Here is a 23,676-nt window from a genome sequence, read left to right as displayed (position 1 = left end):
TCAGACAAGGGCGGAAAGTTGGAGTTTAGAGGAACAGCCCCGGGCCCGGTGCACTTCCTTCGGGGAATCTGACGCCCACTTTGGCGATCTTGTTCCCTTCCATCATCGCAACCGTCCAGATGGTGTTGTTCCACTCCACCTGGTCGCCGACCACCGGCGCGCCGCCGACCTTGTGGGCAATGAAGCTGCTCAGTGAGGTGTTCGGGTCGATGCCGTCCAGCTTCAGGCCGTACAAGGCGGCCACAGCGCCCAGCTGGGCGTCGCCTTCGAGCACGAAGTCGCCGAAGAAACGCAGGTCCAGGCCACGGCTCGGGGGCTGGCTGAACAGTTTGCCCAAGGCAGGCAAGTCGTGTTCGTGGCCGATGACGCAGAGCAGGTCACCCACTTCAAGCGTGGTACTACCCGACGGATGGAGCAGTTTTTTATCGCGAAACAGGGCGGCGATACGGGTGCCGTCGGGCATTTTCAGTTCACGCAGGGCCGCACCGATGCACCAGTTTTGTGCGTCGAGGCGATAAACAAAGAGTTCCCACTCGCTGGTGACATGCACTTCAAGGGCTGAACGGGACACGGGGGCCAGATCAGGCGGTACGGTCACCTTGAGCAGCTTGGCGACCCACGGCAGGCTGGTGCCTTGCACCAGAAGAGATACCAGCACGATAAAGAATGCCAGGTTGAAATACAGCTGCGCATTGGGCAGCCCGGCCATCAACGGGAACACCGCCAGAATGATCGGCACCGCACCGCGCAGGCCTACCCATGAGATAAAGGCTTTTTCGCGTCCATGGAAGGCTTTGAAAGGTAGCAGCCCCACTACCACTGACAGCGGGCGGGCAAACAGAATCATCCACAGGGCCAGTGCCAGTGCTGGAATGGCGATGGGCAACAGGTCGTGTGGCGTGACCAGCAAGCCCAGCACCAGGAACATGCCAATCTGGGCCAGCCAGGCCATGCCGTCGAGCATATGCAAAATGCCATGACGGCTGCGGATCGGACTGTTGCCAATCACCAGGCCGCACAGGTAGACCGCGAGAAAGCCGCTGCCGTGCAGGGCGTTGGTCAGGGAAAAGACCACCAGCCCGCCTGCGATCACCAGAATCGGGTACAGGCCGTTGGCCAGGTTGATACGGTTGACCATTTGCAGCATTAGCCAGCCGCCTGCCAGACCGACCGTGCCGCCGATGGCAAATTCACGCACCAGGTTGAGCAACAGGCTCCAGTGCAGGCCTGTTTCACCGCTGGCGAGCATGTCGATCAGGGTGACGGTGAGGAATACCGCCATCGGGTCGTTGCTGCCGGACTCGATTTCGAGGCTGGCTGAAACCCGCTCGTTCAGGCCTTTGCCACCCAGCAGCGAGAACACTGCGGCGGCATCGGTGGAGCCGACAATGGCGCCAACCAGCAGACCCTGGATCAAGTTGAGATTAAACAGCCAGGCGGCCATCAGCCCGGTCAGCCCCGTGGTGATCATCACCCCCACCGTGGCCAGCGATAACGCGGGCCATAACGCCACGCGAAAACTGGAAACCCGGGTGCGCAAGCCGCCGTCGAGCAAAATCACCGCCAGGGCGAGGTTGCCCACCAGATAGGCCGTGGGGTAGTTGTCAAAAATGATGCCGCCGCCATCGACACCTGCGGTCATGCCCACCGCAAGGATGATGACCAGTATCGGGATGCCCAGGCGCGAGGACAGAGAACTTACCAGGATGCTTGCGCCTACCAGCAACGCGCCGATCAAGAACAGGCTGTTGATGGTCGTCGCATTCAAAGGCAGTACTCCAGAAAGCTAAAAAAGACAGGGCGCAGACCTGGCATGCAGCCTGCGTGCCATCGATTCTAACCTGCGCCATTGGCGGGCTGTCAAAAAAGGTTTTGAATGGATTACACCCTGGAGGTGTTTGGGCCTGTCGAGTAGGACTGAAGGCCTTTCTTACAAAAAAATGGGATTTTCACTGCATTTTTATATTAGGTAAATTGTGTGTACTGCGGCCTCCCACTTGCGCACGGACATGACATGAACCCTGCTACTGAGGCTGGCAACAGGCTATCGAAGACAACACCGTGGTGTGACGACAAACGAATCAACCTTTATGTCGTGTCTGTCAGCAAGTTTCTGCTGCTGTATGGGCTTACGGCAGGCGGGTACATGGTCTATTGGTCATATCGCAACTGGGCGTCCTACAAAGCGGAAACCGGGGCGCCGATCGCGCCGTTGCTGCGCGCTGCGCTCTGGCCATTTTTTATCCTGCCGCTGTTTGAAGTGGTTCAGAACGGCCTCGACAGGACAGGGCGCTGCTATTTTTGGCAACCCGAGACCAGAGGCCTGCTCATTATGCTGCTGGTCATGTTCTCGGTGCTGGTGTCCACGCTGTTTACCCGGCCCGCGGATGCGGTCTATGTGTTGTTCACCAATGCAGTACTGATCACCGGTTGTTGTGCAATGCTGGTGGCGGCCCAGCGCGCAATCAATATGCTGGCGGGTGACCCGCAGGGCAGCGTCAACAAGGCCCTGAGCTGCGCTAATTTTGCCTGGATGGTGGCCGGCACGTTGTTGATGGCCATCGTTGGCTATATGGAATTCATGAGCCAACGTTGAGTTCATGGCGTAAAAAAACCGGGCAACCCTTTCGGGTGCCCGGTTTTTTATTGCCCGATCACATCCTCAACCGATGGTCATCAGGCTTGCGTTGCCACCCGCAGCAGCGGTGTTGACGCTCAGTGCGCGCTCGATCACCAGGCGTTCCAGGGCGATATTGGTTTCGCCCTGGGACAGGCCCTGTACGCCAACGATGGCGCCTGCGCGTTGTGCCACTTGCTGGCACACGTCACGCAACTGGTCACAGTCGCCGTGGTGCAGGACGGCGTCGAAGATCACTTCGTCCTTGGTCCAGTCCGCGACCAGTGTGATGCGTGGCTGCACCTCTGCAGGCAGGCGGGCCAGCAGGGCCTTGGCCAGTTCACTTTGCGGCAGTACCGCCGAGCTGCCCACGGCCAGAACGGCAGCCAGTTGGGTCAGCAGGTCGCTTTCAACTTCAGCCAGGCACAGCACATGTTCACGCGGCAGAATGGCGTAGCTGTTGCGTTCGCCGGTCGGGCCGTTGAGCAGGCGCGTGATGCCACTTTGCGAGTGTGCAGCGTACTCGGTGCACAGCTCGGCCAGTGCTGGTTGCTGGTTGCTGGTTGCCCAGGCTTGCAGGGCGCTGAGCGGTTTGCTCATGGCCTCGCGGGCCTGGGTGTCCGGTGCGGTCACGGCATCGACCTTGGCGAACGATTGCTCGATTGCATTGCCCGGGCGGGTCGACAGCAGGCGGTACAGGTACAGCGGGCCACCGGCTTTCGGGCCGGTACCCGACAGGCCTTCACCGCCGAACGGTTGCACGCCGACCACTGCACCAACGATGTTGCGGTTGACGTAGACGTTACCGGCGTTGACGTTGTTGACCACCTTGGCAATGGTTTCGTCGATACGGGTATGCACGCCCAGTGTCAGGCCATAACCCGAAGCGTTGATCTGTGCGATCAACTGGTCGATGTCTTTGCGCTTGTAGCGCACCACGTGCAGCACCGGCCCGAAGATCTCGCGTTCCAGCTCGTCAAAGCTTTCCAGTTCAATCAGGGTCGGCATGACAAAGGTGCCGCGTTTACATTCTTCGCTATCGGCGATGGCCATCTGGTACACAGAGCGGCCCTTGTCGCGCATGCCCTGGATATGCTGCTCGATCCCGGCCTTGGCTTCGGCGTCGATCACCGGGCCGATGTCCACGTTCAAGCGCTCGGGGTTGCCCATGCGCGATTCGGCCATGGCACCTTTGAGCATTTCGATGACGCGATCTGCCGAGTCCTCTTGCAGGCACAGTACCCGCAGTGCCGAGCAACGTTGACCGGCGCTGTCGAAGGCCGAAGACACCACGTCGATAACCACTTGCTCGGTCAGGGCCGAAGAGTCGACGATCATGGCGTTCTGGCCGCCAGTTTCGGCGATCAGCGGGATAGGGCGGCCCTGGGCATCCAGGCGACCGGCAATATTGCGTTGCAGCAGGCGGGCCACTTCGGTGGAGCCGGTGAACATCACGCCTTTGACGCGATCATCACCCACCAGGCGTGCGCCGACGGTTTCGCCGCGGCCAGGCAGCAATTGCAGCACGCCTTGCGGGATGCCGGCTTCGAGCAGGATGCGTACGGCTTGTGCGGCAACCAGCGGGGTTTGCTCGGCAGGCTTGGCCAGTACCGGGTTACCGGCAGCCAATGCTGCAGCCACCTGGCCGCTGAAGATGGCCAGCGGGAAGTTCCACGGGCTGATGCAGACCACCGGGCCCAGCGGGCGGTGGGCATCGTTGGTGAAGTCGTTACGGGCCTGCACCGCGTAGTAGCGCAGGAAGTCCACTGCTTCGCGCACTTCGGCGATAGCGTTGGCGAAGGTCTTGCCAGCTTCACGGGCCAGCAGGCCCATCAGTGGCTGGATCTCGCCTTCCATCAGGTCGGCGGCGCGCTCCAGGATCGCAGCGCGCTCGGCGGGCGGGGTGGCCTGCCAGATCGGTGCGGCGCTCAGGGCACACTGGATAGCGTTATCGGCGTCTTCAACGGTGGCTTCTTGTACATGACCCACCACATCACGCAGGTCGGCCGGGTTGAGCACCGCCGCCGGGGCTTCGTTGCTGGAGTCACAACCGAGCATCGGCGCGGCTTTCCAGTCGTTATGGGCCGTGGCCAGCAAGGCGCAGGACAGCGACGCCAAACGGTGTTCGTTGGACATGTCGATGCCGCTGGAGTTGGCGCGTTCGCTGCCATACAGATCACGCGGCAACGGGATGCGCGGGTGCGGCAAGCCGAAGCCGCCTTCGGTCGTGGCCATTTGTTCAATCTGGCTGACTGGATCGGCCACCAACTCGTGGATTGCGATAGTGTGGTCGGCGATACGGTTAACGAACGAGGTGTTCGCGCCGTTTTCCAGCAGGCGTCGCACCAGGTAAGCCAGCAGTGTTTCGTGGGTACCCACTGGGGCGTACACACGGCACGGACGGTTCAGCTTGCCTTCGGCAACCTTGCCTACAACCTGTTCGTAGAGGGGTTCACCCATGCCGTGCAGGCACTGGAACTCGTACTGACCCGGGTAGTAGTTTTGACCGGCAATGTGATAAATCGCCGACAGCGTCTGGGCGTTGTGGGTGGCGAATTGCGGGTAGATGGCTTCTGGTACGGCCAGCAGCTTTTTCGCACAAGCGAGGTAGGACACGTCGGTGTACACCTTGCGGGTGTAGACCGGATAGCCTTCCAGGCCTTCGACTTGGGCGCGTTTGATTTCGCTGTCCCAGTACGCGCCCTTCACCAGGCGGATCATCAGGCGATGACGACTGCGGCGAGCCAGGTCGATCACGTAGTCGATCACATACGGGCAGCGCTTCTGGTAAGCCTGAATCACGAAGCCGATGCCGTTCCAGCCAGCCAGCTGCGGCTCGAAGCACAGGCGCTCGAGCAGGTCGAGAGAGATTTCCAGGCGGTCTGCTTCTTCGGCGTCGATATTGAGACCGATGTCATACTTCTTGGCCAGCAAGGTCAGCGACAACAGGCGCGGGTACAGTTCGTCCATCACGCGTTCGTACTGGGCGCGGCTGTAGCGCGGGTGCAGGGCCGACAGCTTGATGGAAATGCCCGGGCCTTCATAGATGCCGCGACCGTGGGAGGCTTTGCCAATCGAGTGGATGGCTTGCTCGTAGGACGCGAGGTACTTTTGTGCGTCATGTTCGGTGAGTGCGGCTTCGCCGAGCATGTCGTAGGAATAACGGAAGCCCTTGGCTTCAAAGCGCGTGGCGTTGGCCAGGGCTTCGGCGATGGTTTCGCCGGTGACAAACTGCTCGCCCATCAGGCGCATGGCCATGTCGACGCCCTTGCGGATCATCGGCTCGCCGCTCTTGCCGATAATGCGGCTCAGGGAGGAGGTCAGGCCTGCTTCGTTGTGCGTCGACACCAGCTTGCCGGTCAGCAACAGACCCCAGGTCGCAGCGTTGACGAACAGCGACGGGCTGTTGCCCAGGTGCGGGTGCCAGTTGCCAGTGCTGATCTTGTCGCGAATAAGGGCGTCGCGGGTGCCTTTGTCCGGGATACGCAGCAGCGCCTCAGCCAGGCACATCAGGGCCACGCCCTCCTGGGACGACAGGGAAAACTCCTGCAGCAAGCCCTGCACGATACCGGCACGGCCGCCGGCGCTCTTCTGGTTGCGCAATTTTTCGGCAATCGAGGCTGCCAGGGTTTGCGTGGCTTCGGCCATAGGGGCTGGCAGTCGCGCCTGCTCCAGCAACATGGGCACCACTTCGGGTTCCGGGCGACGGTACGCCGAAGTAATGGCAGCGCGCAGTACGGACTGCGGCAGGATGCTTTCTGCGAACTCCAGGAAGCATTGATGCGCGTGGTCGGTTTGTACTTCGTAGGCGTCATCGCTGGCAGAACCAGGGATACCGCTCAACTCGGTCAGGGTTGCACCACCCTCGAGTTTTTCCAGGTAATTGAAGATTGCCTGCTTGATCAGCCAGTGTGGCGTGCGATCAATCGAGGTCGCGGCGGCCTTGAGGCGCTCGCGGGTCGGGTCATCAAGTTTGACCCCAAGGGTGGTGGTAGCCATTTTTTTATCCTCATGGGTGCCACATTTGCGTGGCAGCAGCTGGCGGCAAGATTAGCGCTGCGCCGAAACGGGTGCAACTAGGTGCAACCCGTTTTTTTGTGGATTGGTCGACGCTTCGTCAGGAATATTCAGGCGGGGTGAAATCAGTGCCCTGGTGTGGTGCTTTCTGTTTGGTTTGGTAGGGTCTTTGCTCCGAAAAGGCGCAAAAACTCCGAATTGAGACGAAAAGGCGACAAGGTGCAACTTGGCTCGCAGAAACTGGTTGCACCCGATTTGCTTTGTTGCATAGCATTCGCGCCCAAGGTGCAACCTCCTACAGAAGATTGGTTCATCGGCTGATGGATTTCCTGGGGAAACATCAGTCATAAATGCGCGGCAGGGTTAATCGTCTCAAACAGGACGTTTGTGAGCGTACGGCCAGACCGCCGCTAAACATAAAAACAATGCCAGGGCTTTATCAATGAGTGTTAGTAACCCAACCCTGATCACGTTCGTGATCTATATTGCGGCAATGGTGCTGATTGGCCTGATGGCTTATCGCTCCACCAACAACCTTTCTGACTATATTCTCGGTGGCCGTAGCCTGGGCAGCGTTGTCACTGCATTGTCCGCCGGTGCCTCCGACATGAGCGGCTGGTTGTTGATGGGTTTGCCGGGTGCGATCTACATGTCCGGCTTGTCGGAAAGCTGGATCGCCATCGGTCTGGTGACCGGCGCTTACCTGAACTGGCTGTTTGTTGCCGGTCGCCTGCGGGTACAGACCGAGCACAACGGTGATGCGCTGACCTTGCCGGATTACTTCTCCAGCCGTTTTGAAGACAAAAGCGGTTTGCTGCGGATCATCTCGGCCATCGTGATTCTGGTGTTCTTCACCATCTACTGCGCTTCCGGCATTGTGGCCGGCGCCCGCCTGTTCGAAAGCACCTTCGGCATGTCTTACGAATCCGCCTTGTGGGCCGGTGCTGCGGCGACCATCGCCTATACCTTTATCGGTGGGTTCCTGGCAGTGAGCTGGACCGACACGGTTCAAGCCACCCTGATGATCTTCGCGCTGATCCTGACGCCTATCATCGTGCTGCTGGCCACGGGTGGCGTAGACACCACGTTCCTGGCCATCGAGGCCAACGACCCAAGCAACTTCGACATGCTCAAGGGCACGTCCTTCATCGGCATCATCTCGCTGATGGGCTGGGGTCTGGGTTACTTCGGTCAACCGCACATTCTGGCGCGTTTCATGGCCGCTGATTCGGTCAAGTCGATCGCCAAGGCGCGTCGCATCTCCATGACCTGGATGATCCTGTGCCTGGCCGGTACGGTCGCTGTAGGCTTTTTCGGTATCGCTTACTTCTCGGCACACCCTGAAGTGGCCGGGCCGGTGACCGAAAACCCAGAGCGCGTATTCATTGAACTGGCCAAGCTGCTGTTCAACCCGTGGATTGCCGGTGTGCTGCTGTCGGCCATTCTGGCTGCGGTCATGAGTACCCTGAGCTGCCAGTTGCTGGTGTGCTCCAGTGCCCTGACCGAAGACTTCTACAAGTCCTTCCTGCGTAAAAATGCCTCCCAGCTGGAACTGGTATGGGTTGGCCGGATCATGGTGCTGGTGGTTGCACTGATCGCCATTGCACTGGCCTCCAACCCGGAGAACCGTGTGCTGGGTCTGGTGAGCTACGCGTGGGCAGGTTTCGGTGCTGCGTTCGGTCCAGTAGTACTGATCTCTGTACTGTGGAAAGGCATGACCCGTAATGGTGCATTGGCCGGTATTCTGGTCGGTGCCATTACCGTGATCGTGTGGAAGCATTTCGCCTTGTTTGGCCTGTACGAAATCATCCCGGGCTTTATCCTGGGCAGCCTGGCCATTGTGCTGGCAAGCCTTGCGGGCAAAGGCCCAAGCAAAGGCATGATCGAGCGTTTCGACGCTGCTGAAAAAGACTTCCAGCAAAACAGCTGATCAGAGAAGCGCTTGCGCTGACCTTGAAGTGTTCAGAAACGGCCCGTCTCCAGGTGAGACGGGCCGTTTTTTTTTGCCTGGGTGTTGCTCACCGTATCTCGGAAAAAACGCCCGCGACCTGACGTCAGGTTGCGTACAAGGTAAACTTCGCCTCCTGCGCAGGAGCAACCATGAACTATCGTCACGCCTTCCACGCCGGCAACCACGCCGACGTCTTCAAACATATCGTCTTGACCCGCCTCATCGCCCTGATGTCGCGCAAAGAGCAGCCTTTTGCCTATCTCGATACCCACGCCGGTATTGGTCTGTACGACCTCAAGGGCGATCAGGCCAACCGCACGGGCGAGTACCTTGAAGGCATTGCACGGTTGTGGGGGCAGAAAGACCTGCCTGCAGTGACTGATGACTACATGCAAGTACTGCACAAGATGAACCCGGATGGCGAGTTGCGCTATTACCCGGGCTCGCCGGAGTGGGCGCGACGCCTGACCCGTTCCCAGGACCGTGTGCTGTTGAACGAGAAACACCCCGAAGACGGCGTATTGCTCAAAGACAACATGAAGGGTGATCGCCGCGTAGCGGTGCATTTGGGCGAAGGCTGGCATGTGCCGCGTGCTTTGCTGCCGGTGGCTGAGAAGCGTGGCTTGATGCTGATCGACCCGCCGTTCGAGAAACTCGACGAAATGAAGCGCTGCGCCGAATCGTTGAAAGACGCGATCAGTCGCATGCGCCAGACCGTTGTAGCGATCTGGTATCCGATCAAGGACAAGCGCCAGTTGCGTCGTTTCTATCAGGACCTGGCAGGTTCAGGTGCACCGAAGTTGCTGCAGGTGGAGTTGTTCGTGCATCCGCTGGATACGCCCAACAGCCTCAATGGTTCGGGCCTGGCGATCGCCAACCCGCCTTGGGGTCTCGAAGAAGAGCTGCGCGAACTGTTGCCGTGGCTGGCCAAAAAACTGGGTCAAACCCAGGGTGGCTGGCAGATGGAATGGTTGATTGCGGAAAATAGCTGAAAACCAATGTGAGAGCGGGCTTGCTCGCGATCGAGGCGATGCGGTGTAACAGAAACACCGAGTCGCTTGCATCGCGAGCAAGCCCGCTCCCACCGTTTTTTGTGCTACATCAAATCGGGCAGGTCACACCGGTGCCGCCGATACCGCAATAACCCTGCGGGTTTTTCGCCAGGTACTGCTGGTGGTATGCCTCGGCGAAGTACACCGTTGGCGCCTGGTCGATTTCAGTGGTGATGGTGCCCAGCCCGGCCTTGTCCAGTTCCGCCTGGAACACCTTCTTGCTTTCCAGTGCCTGCTCAAGCTGTTCAGGGGTGGTGCAGTAGATCACCGAGCGGTACTGGGTGCCGATGTCGTTACCCTGGCGCATGCCCTGGGTGGGGTTGTGCAGTTCCCAGAACATGGCCAGCAATTGCTTGTAGCTGACCACTTCCGGTTCGTAGACCACCAGCACCACTTCGGTATGGCCGGTCAGGCCCGAGCAGACTTCTTCGTAGGTCGGGTTCGGCGTGTAGCCGCCCGCATAGCCCACTACGGTGCTGACTACGCCTTCGCGCTCCCAGAACTTGCGTTCTGCGCCCCAGAAGCAACCCAGGCCAAAAATCGCGAAGTCCACGTTCATCGGGAACGGGCCCAGTAGCGGCTGGCCGGTGACGTAGTGGGTTTCCGGCAGTTGTACGTGAGTGTCACGGCCGGGCAGGGCTTGTTCTTTAGTGGGTAGCACGTTTTTATTCACCAGGATTTCCGAGCGCAAGACCATGTTTCATGTCCTCTCAGTCAGAGTGTAGGAAGTCAGGCTGCTAGTGTGCCCGAGTGTTACGGCGCTGTCAGGCCAGTGGGCCACGCGGGTAGCGTTTGAGTTTTTCTATCAGTTCGCTGCCGGGGATAGGTCGGTCGAACAGATAACCCTGGCCTACATCACAGCGATGGCGGCGCAGGAATGCCAACTGTGCAGCGGTTTCAATGCCCTCGGCAACCACTTTGAGCTTGAGGTTGTGGGCCATGGCAATCACGGCGGAGGTGATTTCCATGTCGTTCTGGTTGTCGGGGATGTCTTTGATAAAGCTGCGGTCGATCTTGATGATGTCGATCGGAAATTTTTTCAAGTAGCTGAGCGATGAGTAGCCGGTGCCGAAATCGTCCATGGCCAGGGTCAGGCCCAGTTTTTTCAGTTGGTCGAGTTGCAGGCGGGTGTCGTCGGTGGCTTCCAGCAGCAAGCCTTCGGTCAGCTCCAGCTCCAGCAGCGCAGCCGGTAACTGTTCTTCCTTGAGGATACTGGCAATCGAGGCAACCAGGTCCGGGTCGGAAAACTGCTTGGGCGACACGTTGATCGCTACTTGCAGACTGCCCAGCCCGGCCAGGCTCAGTTGCCGGCTCATCCGGCAGGCCTGGCGGGCGACCCATTTGCCGATAGGGATGATCAGCCCGGTTTCTTCGGCCACGCTGATGAACTGATCGGGGCGGATCATGCCGTTTTTAGGGTGGTTCCAGCGCAGCAGGGCTTCCATGCCCAGCAGTCGTCCGGTACGCAGGCACAGCTTGGGCTGGTAGAACACCTCAAGTTCGTTCTGGGTCAGGGCGCGGCGCAGGTTGTTTTCGACAAACAGTTTGTAGCTGGCTTCGGCATTCAGGGCTTCGGTAAACACCTGCACCTGGTGCTTGCCGCAGGCCTTGGCCTTGTGCAGCGCCAGGCCTGCGTTGCGCATCAGGGTTTGCGGATCCCGGCCATGCAAGGGCGCACAGGCTACCCCGACCGAGCCGGTGACGCTGATCAGCTGGTTATCGACGAACATCGGCTTGTCGAGGGTCATCAGCAACTGGCTGGCAATTTGCTGTCCGGTCGTCAGGTCAGTATCGTCCAGCAATACCGCGAATTCGTTACTGGCAAAGCGCGCCAGCCCATCGCTGGCGCTCAGGCTGTTGCGCAGGCGCCGGGCCAGGCTGATCAGCAGCTTGTCGCCGGTCTGGTGGCCAAGGCTGTCATTGATGCGCTTGAAGTTGTCGATGTCCACCAGCAACAGGCACACCGGCGTGTTGCTGTTGCGGGCGAAGCGTTCATCGAGGTTGCGGATAAAGGCCGGGCGGTTGCCCAGGTTGGTCAGGTTGTCGGTGTAGGCCAGGCGTTCGATGCGCTGCTGCGCCAGCTTGGCCTCGGTGATGTCTTCATAAATACCGATGTAGTGGGTCAGCTCACGGTTGTCGCCATACACCTTGGAAATCGACATCTGCCCCCAGTAGGGTTCCAGGTTTTTGCGTCGGCTCTTGAATTCACCCTGCCAGCTGTTGCCTTTGCTCAGACTGGAGTGAGCATCGAAGAGCAGTTCGCTGAGGTTTTCCAGAGCGGGCAGCTCGGACAGTTTATGGCCCTGGACTTCCTCGGTGCTGTATTGGGTGATGGCGGTAAAGCTGGGGTTTACGTACTCCACCACGCCATCGCAGTTGACCAGCAAAAAGGCGTTGGCACTTTGTTCGACGGCGCGCTGGAACAGGTGCAGGGCGTTGGTGGCAGCGCGGCGGTTGTGGTTGTTGATGACCTGGGCAAACTGGTCGGCCAGCTCGCCGGCGAAGGCGATTTCGTCCGCTTGCCAGGCGCGGGTTCTGCCGACCTGCTCCAGGCACAGGACGCCCACCACCTGACCGTCGATGCGGATACCTGCGTCGAGCATGGCATTGGCTTCGTGCCGGCCCAGGCTGGCCACCAGTTCGCGGGTGCGCGGGTCGCGGCTGGCGTTCGGCGCGTCGATCGAGCGGCTGGTGTGCAAGGCTTCCAGGTAGTCGGGGAAGTGGCTGGCATCGAAGATGTCTTGCGCGACATGGGCCTGGGTCTCGCGTTCGAACGCCGAAACAGGCAGCAACCGGTTGCCTTCAAGATTCCACAGGCTGGCACCATCGATTTGATAGATATCGCAGGCGCTGCGGGTGATCAGCTCGGCGGCTTCTTGCAGCGAATTGTGCTGGCTGTAGCGATGACGGGCGAGGCGCAGGATCAAGTCCTGCTGGGCACGCACGCGCTCTAGATGCTGAAGTTGATCCGCCTGGGTACGCTGGTTGAGCGCCAGGGCGATCTGCAGGCGGCTGTTTTGTGTTTCAAGTTCGGCCACCGGGGCGGGCGAAGGGCTGGCAGCGCTGTCTTCAATGGCCAGCAGATAGCCGCGCAAAAAATGTCGATTGTGCTGTTTGTAGGCCTCGCCCAGCTCCATCAGGTTCAGTGGGCCCAGGGCGGTGTGCAGGGTGTAATGCACAACGTAGTGGTGGCTGGTCCTGAGCTGATGCTCGATTGCATCGTGCAGGTGATAGCGGGCGCGGGGTTCCATCAGACTGGCGTAAGGCGAGCCAACCAGCGCGCACAAGTCTGCCGCGGGCATGCCGAATTGGCGCTCGCAGTGCGGGTCGAGATAGAGCATGGCCCAGCTGGCTTCATTAAGCCGTTCGAAACGCAGCATGCCGAGCCTGGAAGGTACGGGGAGCTGGGTCACGACCTCGGCTGCCAGGCGCGGGGCAGCATCAGGCTGGCTTTTCATTGGGGCACTCGCTTCACAAATGCGGATTGCGCACGGGCTGTCACCCTGTCTCTGTGGTAGACGGCAAGGTTGCATCATGCTCGGCGTGCTGACAAGTGAACATAAAGGCTAAGTGCTATAAGGGCTTATCGGCCGGTCGGGGATTTCCTGCAGGCCGATCGGCAAGGTTTGCAGCTTATTTAAGCTCAACAGTTGCGGACTCGATAATCCGGCCCTTTTTATTGTGAAAATCAACCTTGAGTTGTTGGCCGCTAATGCTCAGGCAGACGAAGTTGTCTTCGCTGACCACTCGACTGTTGAGCTTGAGTGAGTAAGTGCCAGTGCCCACGCTGGTCAGGGGGGTGTTGACGAGCAGGTCTCTGACGTTCGCGTACGGCAGCAGTCTGGTATTGCACAGGGGTGAGGACACCACGCTGTGTACGATAAAGTCCGGGCTTTTGTCGTGGGTCAGATGACAGCAGAGCGAGCCATGAATATCGCCCGACACGAACACCACGTTCTTGATGGCGTTGCTGCGAATGGATTCGAGGATGCGGTTGCGCTGCGCCGCAAAGGCCTTCCAGCCGTCATTGTCGCGCCGTTGGTCGGGCATAAGCATGACGCTGCTGACGATGAACTTGACCCTGGCGTTGCTGTTGATCAGCCATTTGAGCAGTGCCTGTTCCTGAGTGACGCCGATCATGCGTTTGTCACGCCCCGTAAGGGTGCGCTCGGTGCGGCAATCCATGACGAACCAGTCGATGTCAGCGTTGGCAAACCTGTACCAGTAGCGGGACAGGTTGCGGTTGATGCGCCCGTCGGGCAGCAGGTCGTGGGCCGGGCCATGGCTGCACTGGTAAGCCTCGTAAGCTCTCATGGCGTTGTTGTAGAGCGTTTTATCTCCGGTATCCCGATTGGCTGGCCAGTTATCTTCGATTTCATGGTCGTCGAGGATCATGTAGGTCGCAGTGCCTGCCATTAGCTTGCGGATATGGGGTTGTGTGAAAGCGGCGCGGTATTTTCGGGTGATGCTGGAGTAGTCGCGGTCCGGGGCCACAATATTCAGGTCATCGACATACACCTGATCGCCGGCCATCACCACAGCATCAATGCTTTGCTGGCGGGTCAGTGCATGGATGTTGCCGAAGATTTCGTCCCCTAGGTGCGGGGCAGAAGGGATGCCTGCCGTGAGCCTGAGGTAGCGGCAAGAGCCAACGACATATCGGCGAGTACGGTTGCGTGCAGTTGAGTCGGTCTTGAAACTGTATACCGTGGCAGGCCATTGAAGCGGGATCTGCTTGACGGTTTCAGTCGTGTGCCCGGGGTTTGCGGTGGCGAACCAGCCAGCCTGGTATTCGTAGCGGGTATCACTGTGCAGAGTGTTCAAGACCAGCGTATCGGACATGTCGAACTCAGGGCTCAGTCTTGAAAACACACCGGCAGACCACTGGCTGTCGCCAGCCTTGCGATGCCGGATACCGGCGAAGACGGCGTTGTTTTTGTCGAGTTCGCCGCGGACAAAAATGCGCGCGTGCTGTGAAGTGGTAAAGCCCACTATCGGGCCAACGGTGGGTGGGATCACATCGAAATCCTTTCTGATGTTTGGGCGATGGCAATCGCGTGGTTCAATTCCTTTGGTTAACGGTAGAAGTGGTTGGGTGGTTGACCCATTCATGGATTCAGCGCTGGGTGTAGTGCTTGAAGGGCAGTGAGTGTCAGAAAAGCCCCTCACCCTAGCCCTCTCCCAAAGTGAGAGGGGCCTAAGCGCACGCAACTTCAAAACACCGCCAATCAGCTCCCTCTCCCTCCGGGAGAGGGTTGGGGTGAGGGGCTCTTCAAATCGCAGGCAAAAAAAAGCCCCGCCAAATGGCGGGGTTGAGGTACGAGCGTGGCGCTCGGAAAACAGTGCGCTACCCCGGCCTTCAGTGACGAAGGCCGGGGCGTGGCTTACAACAGGATAGTGCGGATGTCGCCCAGCAACTGGCTCAGACGCTGGGTGAAGCGTGCAGCAGCAGCGCCGTTGATCACGCGGTGATCGTAGGACAGCGACAGTGGCAGCATCAGCTTCGGCTGGAAGGCTTTACCGTCCCAGACTGGCTGGATGGTTGCCTTGGATACGCCGAGGATAGCCACTTCCGGTGCGTTGACGATTGGCGTGAAGCCGGTGCCGCCAATGTGACCGAGGCTGGAAATGGTGAAGCACGCGCCTTGCATGTCGTCTGCGGTGAGCTTCTTGTCACGGGCCTTGGCGGCCAGTGCAGCGGCTTCAGCAGCCAGTTGCAACAGGCTCTTCTGATCAACGTTCTTGATCACAGGCACCAGCAGGCCATCCGGGGTGTCAACGGCGAAGCCGATGTTGACGTACTTCTTGCGGATGATCGCTTTGCCGCTTGGCGCCAGCGAGCTGTTGAAGTCCGGCATTTCCTTGAGCAGGTGCGCGCAGGACTTGAGCAGCAGAGGCAGTACGGTCAGTTTCACGCCGGCTTTTTCTGCGACGGCTTTTTGCGCGACGCGGAAGGCTTCCAGCTCGGTGATGTCAGCCTGGTCGAACTGAGTCACGTGCGGAATGTTCAGCCAGCTGCGGTGCAGGCTCGACGCGCCGATTTGCATCAGGCGGGTCATGGCCACTTCTTCCACTTCACCGAAACGGCTGAAGTCGACAGCAGGGATCGGCGGAATGCCAGCACCACCGGTTGCGCCGGCGGCCGGTGCTTCCTTGGCTTTTTGCATCATGGCTTTGACGTGCGCCTGCACGTCTTCCTTGATGATACGGCCGTGCGGGCCGCTCGGAGTGACTGCACTCAGCTCGACGCCGAATTCGCGGGCCAGTTGACGCACGGCAGGGCCGGCGTGAACCTTGCCACCTTTTGGCGCAGGCGCGGCGGCCGGGGCAGGAGCAGCCTCGGTTTTCGCAGCAGGTGCCGGGGCTGCAGGTGCTTCAGCTTTTGCCGGTGCTGGAGCAGCAGCGGCCTGGGCAGGAGCAGCAGGTGCCGCAGCGCCTTGAACCTTGAGCTTGAGGATAAAGTCGCCAGTGCCGACTTCGTCATCCAGCTTGACCGAAATACTCTCAACCACACCGGCGGCTGGCGATGGAATTTCCATGCTGGCCTTGTCGGACTCGAGAGTGATCAAGGATTGATCAGCCTCAACGGTATCGCCGGCCTTGACCAGGATTTCGATGATTTTAGCTTTGCCCGACGAGCCGATATCCGGGACATGAATGTCCTGGATGGTAGCAGCGGCAGGTGCAGCCGGGGCCGCAGGGGCCTCGGCAGCAGGAGCAGCAGGTTTTTCGGCCGCAGCAGGAGCTGCAGCAGGGGCCGGTGCTTCAGGCGCCGCAGCGGCGCCCTCGGCTTCCAGTTCCAGCAGTTCGTCGCCTTCTTTCAGGCGGTCGCCCAGCTTGATCTTCAGGCTCTTGACGATACCGGCCTTGGGAGCAGGGATTTCCATGCTCGCCTTGTCCGATTCCAGGGTCAGGATGCTCTGATCGGCTTCGATACGGTCGCCGACTTTTACAAACAGCTCGATGACTTCACCGTCGCCGCTGCCGATGTCAGGTACTCGAATGAGTTCGCTCACAAATATTCTCCTCAGCAGTCCAGTGGGTTGCGTTTTTCCGGGTTGATGCCGAACTTGACGATGGCTTCTGCCACCACTTTAGGTTCGATATCGCCACGGTCAGCCAGTGCTTCCAGGGCTGCCAACACCACGAAATGACGGTCTACTTCAAAGAAGTGACGCAGTTTTTTGCGGCTGTCGCTGCGGCCGAAACCGTCAGTGCCCAGCACTTTGAATTCCTTGACCGGTACCCACTGGCGAATCTGTTCGGCGAACAGCTTCATGTAGTCGGTAGAGGCAATCACCGGACCTTTACGGCCAGTCAGGCACTCTTCAACGTAGCTCAGCTGAGGCTTCTGGCCAGGGTGCAGGCGGTTGTGACGCTCTACGGCCAGGCCGTCGCGACGCAGTTCGTTGAAGCTGGTAACGCTCCATACGTCAGCGCCGATGTTGAACTGTTCACGCAGGATGATCGCCGCTTCACGGACTTCACGCAGGATGGTGCCGGAGCCCATCAGCTGAACGTGGTGCGCCGCTTCCTTGGTGTCTTCCTCGAGCAGGTACATGCCCTTGACGATGCCTTCCTCGACACCGGCCGGCATGGCTGGCTGCTGGTAGGACTCGTTCATGACGGTGATGTAGTAGAAGACGTCCTGTTGCTCTTCGGTCATCTTCTTCATGCCGTCCTGAATGATCACCGCCAGCTCATAGCCGTAGGTCGGATCAAAGGTGCGGCAGTTCGGGATGGTACCGGCCAGGATGTGGCTGTGACCGTCTTCGTGCTGCAGGCCTTCACCGTTGAGCGTGGTACGCCCGGCGGTGCCGCCGATCAGGAAGCCACGGGTGCGGCTGTCGCCAGCGGCCCAGGCCAGGTCGCCAATACGCTGGAAGCCGAACATCGAGTAGAAGATGTAGAACGGCAGCATCGGCTGGTTGTGGTTGGAGTACGAAGTACCGGCGGCGATGAAGGAGCTCATGGCGCCTGCTTCGTTGATGCCTTCTTCGAGGATCTGACCTTTTTTGTCTTCGCGGTAGAACATCACCTGGTCTTTATCGACTGGCTCGTAGAGCTGGCCGACAGAGGAGTAGATGCCCAGCTGGCGGAACATGCCTTCCATACCGAAGGTACGGGCTTCGTCCGGGATGATCGGAACGATGCGCGGGCCGATTTCCTTGTCCTTGACCAGCTGCGCGAGGATCCGCACGAAAGCCATGGTGGTGGAAATTTCACGGTCGCCGGAGCCGTCAAGGATGGCCTTGAGGGTTTCCAGTGGCGGGGTCGGAATGCTGATGCTCTGTGCGCGGCGCTGAGGTACGAAACCGCCCAGTGCGGCACGGCGCTCGCTCAGGTAACGGGCTTCGGCGCTGCCTGCTTCCGGTTTGAAGAACGGCAGGTTTTCGATTTCGTCGTCTTTGACCGGGATGTCGAAACGATCGCGGAACAGCTTCAGGCTTTCAACATCAACCTTCTTGGTGTTGTGCGCGGTGTTTTTCGCTTCGCCGGCGCCGGTGCCATAACCCTTGATGGTCTTGGCCAGGATAACGGTTGGCTGGTCTTTGTGGTTGACCGCTTCGTGGTACGCCGCGTAGACCTTGTACGGGTCGTGGCCGCCACGGTTGAGCTTCCAGATCTCGTCATCGGACAGATCGGCAACCATCGCCTTGAGTTCCGGCGTGTTGAAGAAGTGTTCACGTACGAACGCGCCGTCTTTGGCTTTGTAGTTCTGGTACTCGCCGTCGATGACTTCGTCCATGCGACGTTGCAGGATACCGTCGACGTCTTTGGCCAGCAGCGGGTCCCAGAAACGGCCCCAGATGACTTTGGTTACGTTCCACTGAGCGCCGCGGAACACGCCTTCGAGTTCCTGGATGATCTTGCCGTTGCCGCGAACCGGACCGTCGAGGCGCTGCAGGTTGCAGTTGATGACGAAGATCAGGTTGTCGAGGTTTTCACGGCCTGCCAGGGAGATTGCGCCCAGGGATTCCGGCTCGTCGCACTCGCCGTCGCCCAGGAAGCACCAGACTTTCTGGCCAGCAGGGATGTAGCCACGGGCTTCCAGGTACTTCATGAAGCGCGCCTGGTAGATCGCCTGGATCGGGCCAAGGCCCATCGACACGGTCGGGAACTGCCAGAAATCAGGCATCAGCCAAGGGTGCGGGTAGGACGACAGGCCCTGACCGTCCACTTCCTGGCGGAAGTTGTTCATTTGTTCTTCGCTGATGCGGCCTTCCATGAACGCACGGGCGTAAACGCCTGGCGAGGTGTGACCCTGGAAGTAGATCAGGTCGCCGCCGTGTGCGTCGGTCGGGGCCTGGAAGAAGTAGTTGAAGCCGATGTCATACAGGGTTGCGCTGGAAGCGAAGCTGGAGATATGACCGCCCAGGTCAGAATCTTTCAAGTTCGTGCGCATCACCATGGCCATGGCGTTCCAGCGTACCAGCGAGCGAATGCGGCGTTCCATGAACAGGTCGCCAGGCATGCGTGCTTCGTGGGTTACGGGAATCGTGTTGCGATAAGGCGTGGTGATGGCATACGGCAGCTGCGAACCGGTGCGGGTAGCGAGCTCACCCATACGGGTCATCAGATAGTGAGCGCGGTCTTCGCCTTCTTTGTCGAGAACCGATTCCAGGGCGTCCAACCATTCCTGGGTTTCGACGGGATCGAGGTCTTGCATGGCTTGCTCCAGGGCGGATAGGCTTCCAGAATCGGTTGCCTGAGTTTGCGACTGGCCTTGTGGGCAGACGACATAAATTCTTGGATGGCCGGAGGTTGATTCCAGCGGCGTGTAGTTTTACTACAAATCGTCGGCCATTTCAGCCTTTCGAGTGTGTCATGCAGTAGTAAAACTACAGGAATGGTCCTGGTGGCCACCTGTTTCGTTGTGCGAAAAATCGATATTGTTGGTGCTTTTATCTGCAATAAGCCGGTGATCTGCTGGCTTGATGCTAAACAAAATGATCTTACAGCTATTTATAACCTTTGTTCGACAGTCGGATTAAACCGCTGTTTCTTCCTGTCACCGTACTCGGCAACACCATAGCCGATCAAGGATAGACCATGAGCCTCCCGTCGCTTGCTCCAATTCCCGGTCTTTTACAGCCACTGGCCAGCCGTGCCGAGCAGTCGTGGCGCACGGCAGTCGCCGGGCTTGAGGACGGGCACGGGCTCGATGACTGGTCGCCAGAGCGCTGGTCGGCGTTCAGCCGGGTCAGTGCAGCCAGCGACTTCTTTATAGAACAGTCTTTGCGTGACCCTTTGATGTTGCTCGAACTGGCGCGCTCGGGTGAGCTGGACCGCACCTTCGCCCCCGGCGAGTTGTGCGGGCAGATTGCTGCTGCCGCGCAGGCCGCAACCAGCGATGACGAACTGGGCCGCGCACTGCGTCGTCAGCGCACCCGCCAGCAAGTGCGGATTATCTGGCGCGATATCAATCGTCAGGCCGACCTGATCGAAACCTGTCGCGATCTGTCGGACATGGCCGATGCCAGCATCGATCAGGCCTATCGCTGGCTGTATCAACGTCATTGCCAGCAGTTCGGCACACCCATTGGCAATCGCAGTGGCGAGCCGCAGGCGATGGTGATCCTGGGCATGGGCAAGCTCGGCGCCGTGGAGCTGAACCTGTCTTCGGACATCGACCTGATCTTTGCCTACCCTGAAGGCGGCGAAACCGTGGGGGCCAAGCGGGCGCTGGACAATCAGGAGTTCTTTATCCGCTTGGGCCAGCGCCTGATCAAGGCGCTGGATCCGATGACGGTCGACGGTTTTGTGTTTCGCGTCGACATGCGCCTGCGTCCTTATGGCTCATCCGGTGCGCTGGTGTTGAGCTTCAACGCGCTGGAGCAGTACTACCAGGATCAGGGCCGTGACTGGGAGCGTTATGCAATGATCAAGGCCCGGGTCGTGGCCGGTGATCAGGTGATGGGCGCGCAGTTGCTCAGTCTGTTACGCCCGTTTGTGTATCGTCGCTACCTCGATTTTTCCGCGATTGAAGCGCTGCGCACCATGAAGCAGTTGATCCAGCAGGAAGTGCGGCGCAAAGGCATGGCTGACAATATCAAGCTGGGGGCGGGCGGTATCCGCGAGGTCGAGTTTATCGCCCAGGCATTCCAGCTGATTCACGGCGGCCGCGATCTGAGCCTGCAACAACGGCCGCTGCTGAAAGTCCTGACCATCCTGGAAGGCCAGGGCTACTTGCCTGCAGAGGTGGTCGGCGAACTGCGCGAAGGTTATGAGTTCCTGCGTTACACCGAGCATGCAATCCAGGCCATTGCCGATCGCCAGACTCAAATGCTGCCCGACAATCAGCAGGATCAGGCCCGCATTGCCTTTATGATGGGTTTTGACAGCTGGACCGCATTCCATGAACAGCTGATGGCGTGGCGTGGTCGTATTGACTGGCACTTCCGTCAGGTTATTGCTGACCCTGATGAAGAAGAGGTCATCGACGAAGGCGAGCTGATTGTCGGTGGTGAGTGGTTGCCGCTGTGGGAAGAGGTCCAGGACGATGCCGCAGCCTGCGCGCAGTTGGAAGAGGCCGGGTTTGTCGATGCGCCCAAAGCCCTGAAACAACTGGCGGCCCTGCGTTCCAGTCCGCAACTGCGCTCTATGCAGCGCTTGGGGCGCGAGCGTCTGGATGCTTTTATCCCGCGCTTGCTGGCGCAAGCCGTTGAGCACGCCAACCCTGATCTGGTGCTGGAGCGGGTGCTGCCGCTGGTCGAGGCGGTGGCCCGGCGTTCTGCTTATTTAGTGTTGCTCACCGAAAACCCAGATGCTTTGCGCCGTTTGCTGACGCTGTGCGCAGCCAGCCCGTGGATCGCCGAGCAGATCACCCGTTTCCCGTTGCTGCTCGACGAGTTGCTCAACGAGCGCCGTTTGTTCAAGCCGCCGCTGGCCCCTGAGCTGGCCGCAGAGTTGCGTGAACGCCTGACGCGTATCCCCGAAGACGACCTTGAGCAGCAGATGGAAGCCTTGCGCAACTTCAAGCTGGCCCACCGTTTGCGGGTCGCGGCATCGGAAATCTCCGGCAGCCTGCCTTTAATGAAGGTCAGCGATTACCTGACCTGGCTGGCCGAGGCCATTCTGGAGCAGGTGCTGGCCCTGGCCTGGCGCCAGACAGTGGCCAAGTACGGCACGCCACAGCGCACCGACGGCAGCCTGTGCGATCCCGGCTTTATTATTGTCGGCTACGGCAAGGTCGGTGGCATCGAGCTGGGGCATGGCTCGGATCTGGACCTGGTATTTATCCACGATGGCGACCCGAATGCTGAAACCGATGGCGCCAAGCCCATCGACGGTGCGCAGTTTTTCACCCGTCTGGGCCAGCGGATCATCCATTTGCTCACGGCGCAGACCAACTCCGGGCAGTTGTATGAGGTCGACATGCGCCTGCGCCCGTCAGGCGCTTCGGGGTTGCTGGTCAGCTCGCTAGGTGCTTTTGAGCGCTATCAGGAAAACGAAGCCTGGACCTGGGAGCATCAGGCACTGGTGCGCGCCCGCGTGCTGGTGGGCTGCAAGCAGGTGGGCGCGGCCTTTGAACAGGTGCGCGCGAGCGTATTGGGCCGCGAGCGGGATTTGCCGACCTTGCGTCAGGAGGTCAGCGAGATGCGGGCCAAGATGCGCGACAACCTGGGCACCCGTATTACCGCTGCCGGAACCGCAGAAAACGCCTTCGAGGCAACGGTGCCGTTCGACCTCAAGCAGGACGCCGGAGGTATCGTCGATATTGAATTTATGGTGCAATACGCGGCCCTGGCGTGGTCCAGGGAACACCCGGCGTTACTGCGCTACACCGACAATATCCGCATTCTGGAAGGGCTGGAGCAGGTCGGGCTGATGCCCGCCACCGATGCCAGCCTGTTGCGCGAGGCTTACAAGGCCTTTCGCGCCGTCGCCCACCGGCAAGCCTTGCAGAAGGAAGCCGGGGTGGTCACGGGGGATCAATTTGTGGTCGAACGCCAACACGTACGGCGCATCTGGTCCGAGCTAGGGTTGAGCTGATTTGCTGGCTCACACACAGAGTTAAAGCTGTAAGAACGTATCCGGCGGGTCCATAAGGCCCGTCCAATTTGCCTGCCGCCTCGTGGTGCGGGTGCTGGATTCTTTGAGGAGCGTAATGATGTCGATGGCTGATCGTGATGGTGTGATCTGGTATGACGGCAAGCTGGTGCCGTGGCGTGATGCCACGACCCATGTGCTGACCCATACATTGCACTACGGCATGGGCGTGTTTGAAGGTGTGCGCGCTTACGAAACCCCGCAAGGCGCGGCGATTTTCCGCTTGCAGGCGCACACTGACCGTCTGTTCGATTCGGCCCACATCATGGGCATGAAGATCCCGTTCAGCAAAGACGAAATCAACGAAGCGACCCGCGTAGCGGTGCGTGAAAACAACCTCGACAGCGCCTATATCCGCCCGATGGTGTTCTACGGTTCCGAAGCCATGGGCCTGCGCGCCACCGGTCTCAAGGTGCACGTGATCATCGCCCCCTGGAGCTGGGGTGCCTACATGGGCGCCGAAGCGCTGGAAGTCGGAATCAAGGTGCGTACCAGCTCCTTTACCCGCCATCATGTGAACATCTCCATGACCCGGGCCAAGGCCAACGGCCATTACATCAACTCGATGCTGGCCCTGCAGGAAGCGATTTCCGGTGGAGCCGACGAAGCGCTGTTGCTCGATCCGGAAGGCTTTGTGGCTGAAGGCTCGGGTGAAAACGTATTCCTGGTCAAGGATGGCGTGATCTACACCCCGGACGTGACCGCGTGCCTGAACGGCATTACCCGCAGCACGATCCTGACCCTGGCCACCGAGCTGGGGTACAAGTTTGTTGAAAAACGCATCACCCGCGACGAGGTGTATATCGCCGACGAAGCGTTCTTTACCGGCACTGCCGCTGAAGTGACGCCGATTCGCGAAGTCGACGGGCGTCAAATCGGGATCGGCCGCCGTGGCCCGATCACCGAAAAACTGCAAAAGGCTTACTTTGACCTGGTGACCGGCAAGACTACGGACCATCCAGAGTGGCGTACACTGGTCAAGTAAT

General features: G+C 59.6%; 12 protein-coding genes. 5 read left to right on the top strand and 7 right to left on the bottom strand.

The annotated features are described in order from the left end of the window. Window positions 1-25: 25 nt before the first annotated feature. Window positions 26-1,768, bottom strand: a complete 1,743-nt coding sequence (locus PPTH39_RS18485; protein ID WP_095000894.1) for a potassium/proton antiporter — start codon at window positions 1,766-1,768, stop codon at window positions 26-28. A gap of 246 nt (window positions 1,769-2,014) precedes the next feature. On the opposite strand from PPTH39_RS18485, the gene PPTH39_RS18480 reads away from it, so the two are divergent. Then, window positions 2,015-2,596: a hypothetical protein gene (locus PPTH39_RS18480; protein ID WP_095000895.1), complete on the top strand. Its 582-nt coding sequence runs from the start codon at window positions 2,015-2,017 to the stop codon at window positions 2,594-2,596. Between the two features lie 66 nt (window positions 2,597-2,662). Here PPTH39_RS18480 and putA read toward each other — a convergent pair whose 3' ends face one another. Next, complete coding sequence (putA, locus tag PPTH39_RS18475) at window positions 2,663-6,616, bottom strand: trifunctional transcriptional regulator/proline dehydrogenase/L-glutamate gamma-semialdehyde dehydrogenase (protein ID WP_130872284.1); 3,954 nt, start codon at window positions 6,614-6,616, stop codon at window positions 2,663-2,665. 460 nt (window positions 6,617-7,076) lie between these two features. On the opposite strand from putA, the gene putP reads away from it, so the two are divergent. Both putP and PPTH39_RS18465 read left to right on the top strand, forming a co-directional pair. Beyond that, window positions 7,077-8,564 (top strand): sodium/proline symporter PutP, encoded by a 1,488-nt coding sequence (gene putP / locus PPTH39_RS18470; RefSeq protein WP_095000897.1) that lies wholly within the window; start codon window positions 7,077-7,079, stop codon window positions 8,562-8,564. Window positions 8,565-8,734: 170 nt separating this feature from the next. Continuing rightward, window positions 8,735-9,577 carry a 23S rRNA (adenine(2030)-N(6))-methyltransferase RlmJ gene (locus tag PPTH39_RS18465; RefSeq protein WP_095000898.1) on the top strand — a complete coding sequence of 281 codons (843 nt, stop codon included), beginning with the start codon at window positions 8,735-8,737 and terminating at the stop codon, window positions 9,575-9,577. 109 nt (window positions 9,578-9,686) lie between these two features. Here the strand turns inward: PPTH39_RS18465 and msrA are convergent, their stop codons facing one another. The 5 genes from msrA to aceE form a co-directional block, all read right to left on the bottom strand. Continuing rightward, the gene (msrA, locus tag PPTH39_RS18460) at window positions 9,687-10,334 is read right to left on the bottom strand and encodes a peptide-methionine (S)-S-oxide reductase MsrA (protein WP_095000899.1); all 648 of its coding nucleotides are present in this window, start codon (window positions 10,332-10,334) and stop codon (window positions 9,687-9,689) included. 67 nt (window positions 10,335-10,401) lie between these two features. Next, on the bottom strand, window positions 10,402-13,095 hold the full coding sequence (locus tag PPTH39_RS18455) for a sensor domain-containing phosphodiesterase (protein WP_095000900.1): 2,694 nt from the start codon (window positions 13,093-13,095) through the stop codon (window positions 10,402-10,404). Between the two features lie 175 nt (window positions 13,096-13,270). Then, window positions 13,271-14,656 carry an alkaline phosphatase D family protein gene (locus PPTH39_RS18450; RefSeq protein WP_095025240.1) on the bottom strand — a complete coding sequence of 462 codons (1,386 nt, stop codon included), beginning with the start codon at window positions 14,654-14,656 and terminating at the stop codon, window positions 13,271-13,273. Between the two features lie 365 nt (window positions 14,657-15,021). Next, window positions 15,022-16,653: a dihydrolipoyllysine-residue acetyltransferase gene (gene aceF / locus PPTH39_RS18445; RefSeq protein ID WP_095000902.1), complete on the bottom strand. Its 1,632-nt coding sequence runs from the start codon at window positions 16,651-16,653 to the stop codon at window positions 15,022-15,024. An 11-nt stretch (window positions 16,654-16,664) separates the two neighbouring features. Next, a complete protein-coding gene (gene aceE, locus PPTH39_RS18440; RefSeq protein WP_095000903.1) occupies window positions 16,665-19,307 on the bottom strand; it encodes a pyruvate dehydrogenase (acetyl-transferring), homodimeric type in 2,643 nt (880 codons plus the stop codon). Between the two features lie 383 nt (window positions 19,308-19,690). Here aceE and glnE point away from each other — a divergent pair, with 383 nt between their 5' ends. Beyond that, a complete protein-coding gene (gene glnE / locus PPTH39_RS18435; protein WP_095025241.1) occupies window positions 19,691-22,633 on the top strand; it encodes a bifunctional [glutamate--ammonia ligase]-adenylyl-L-tyrosine phosphorylase/[glutamate--ammonia-ligase] adenylyltransferase in 2,943 nt (980 codons plus the stop codon). Window positions 22,634-22,751: 118 nt separating this feature from the next. Beyond that, window positions 22,752-23,675: a branched-chain amino acid transaminase gene (locus tag PPTH39_RS18430; RefSeq protein ID WP_095000905.1), complete on the top strand. Its 924-nt coding sequence runs from the start codon at window positions 22,752-22,754 to the stop codon at window positions 23,673-23,675. Window position 23,676 lies beyond the last annotated feature (1 nt).

The organism is Pseudomonas bubulae (genome assembly GCF_900618535.1).
In the GTDB taxonomy this organism is placed as follows: domain Bacteria; phylum Pseudomonadota; class Gammaproteobacteria; order Pseudomonadales; family Pseudomonadaceae; genus Aquipseudomonas; species Aquipseudomonas bubulae.
Note: the sequence above shows the minus strand (reverse complement) of the source record. Positions and strands in the feature narration are given on the sequence as shown.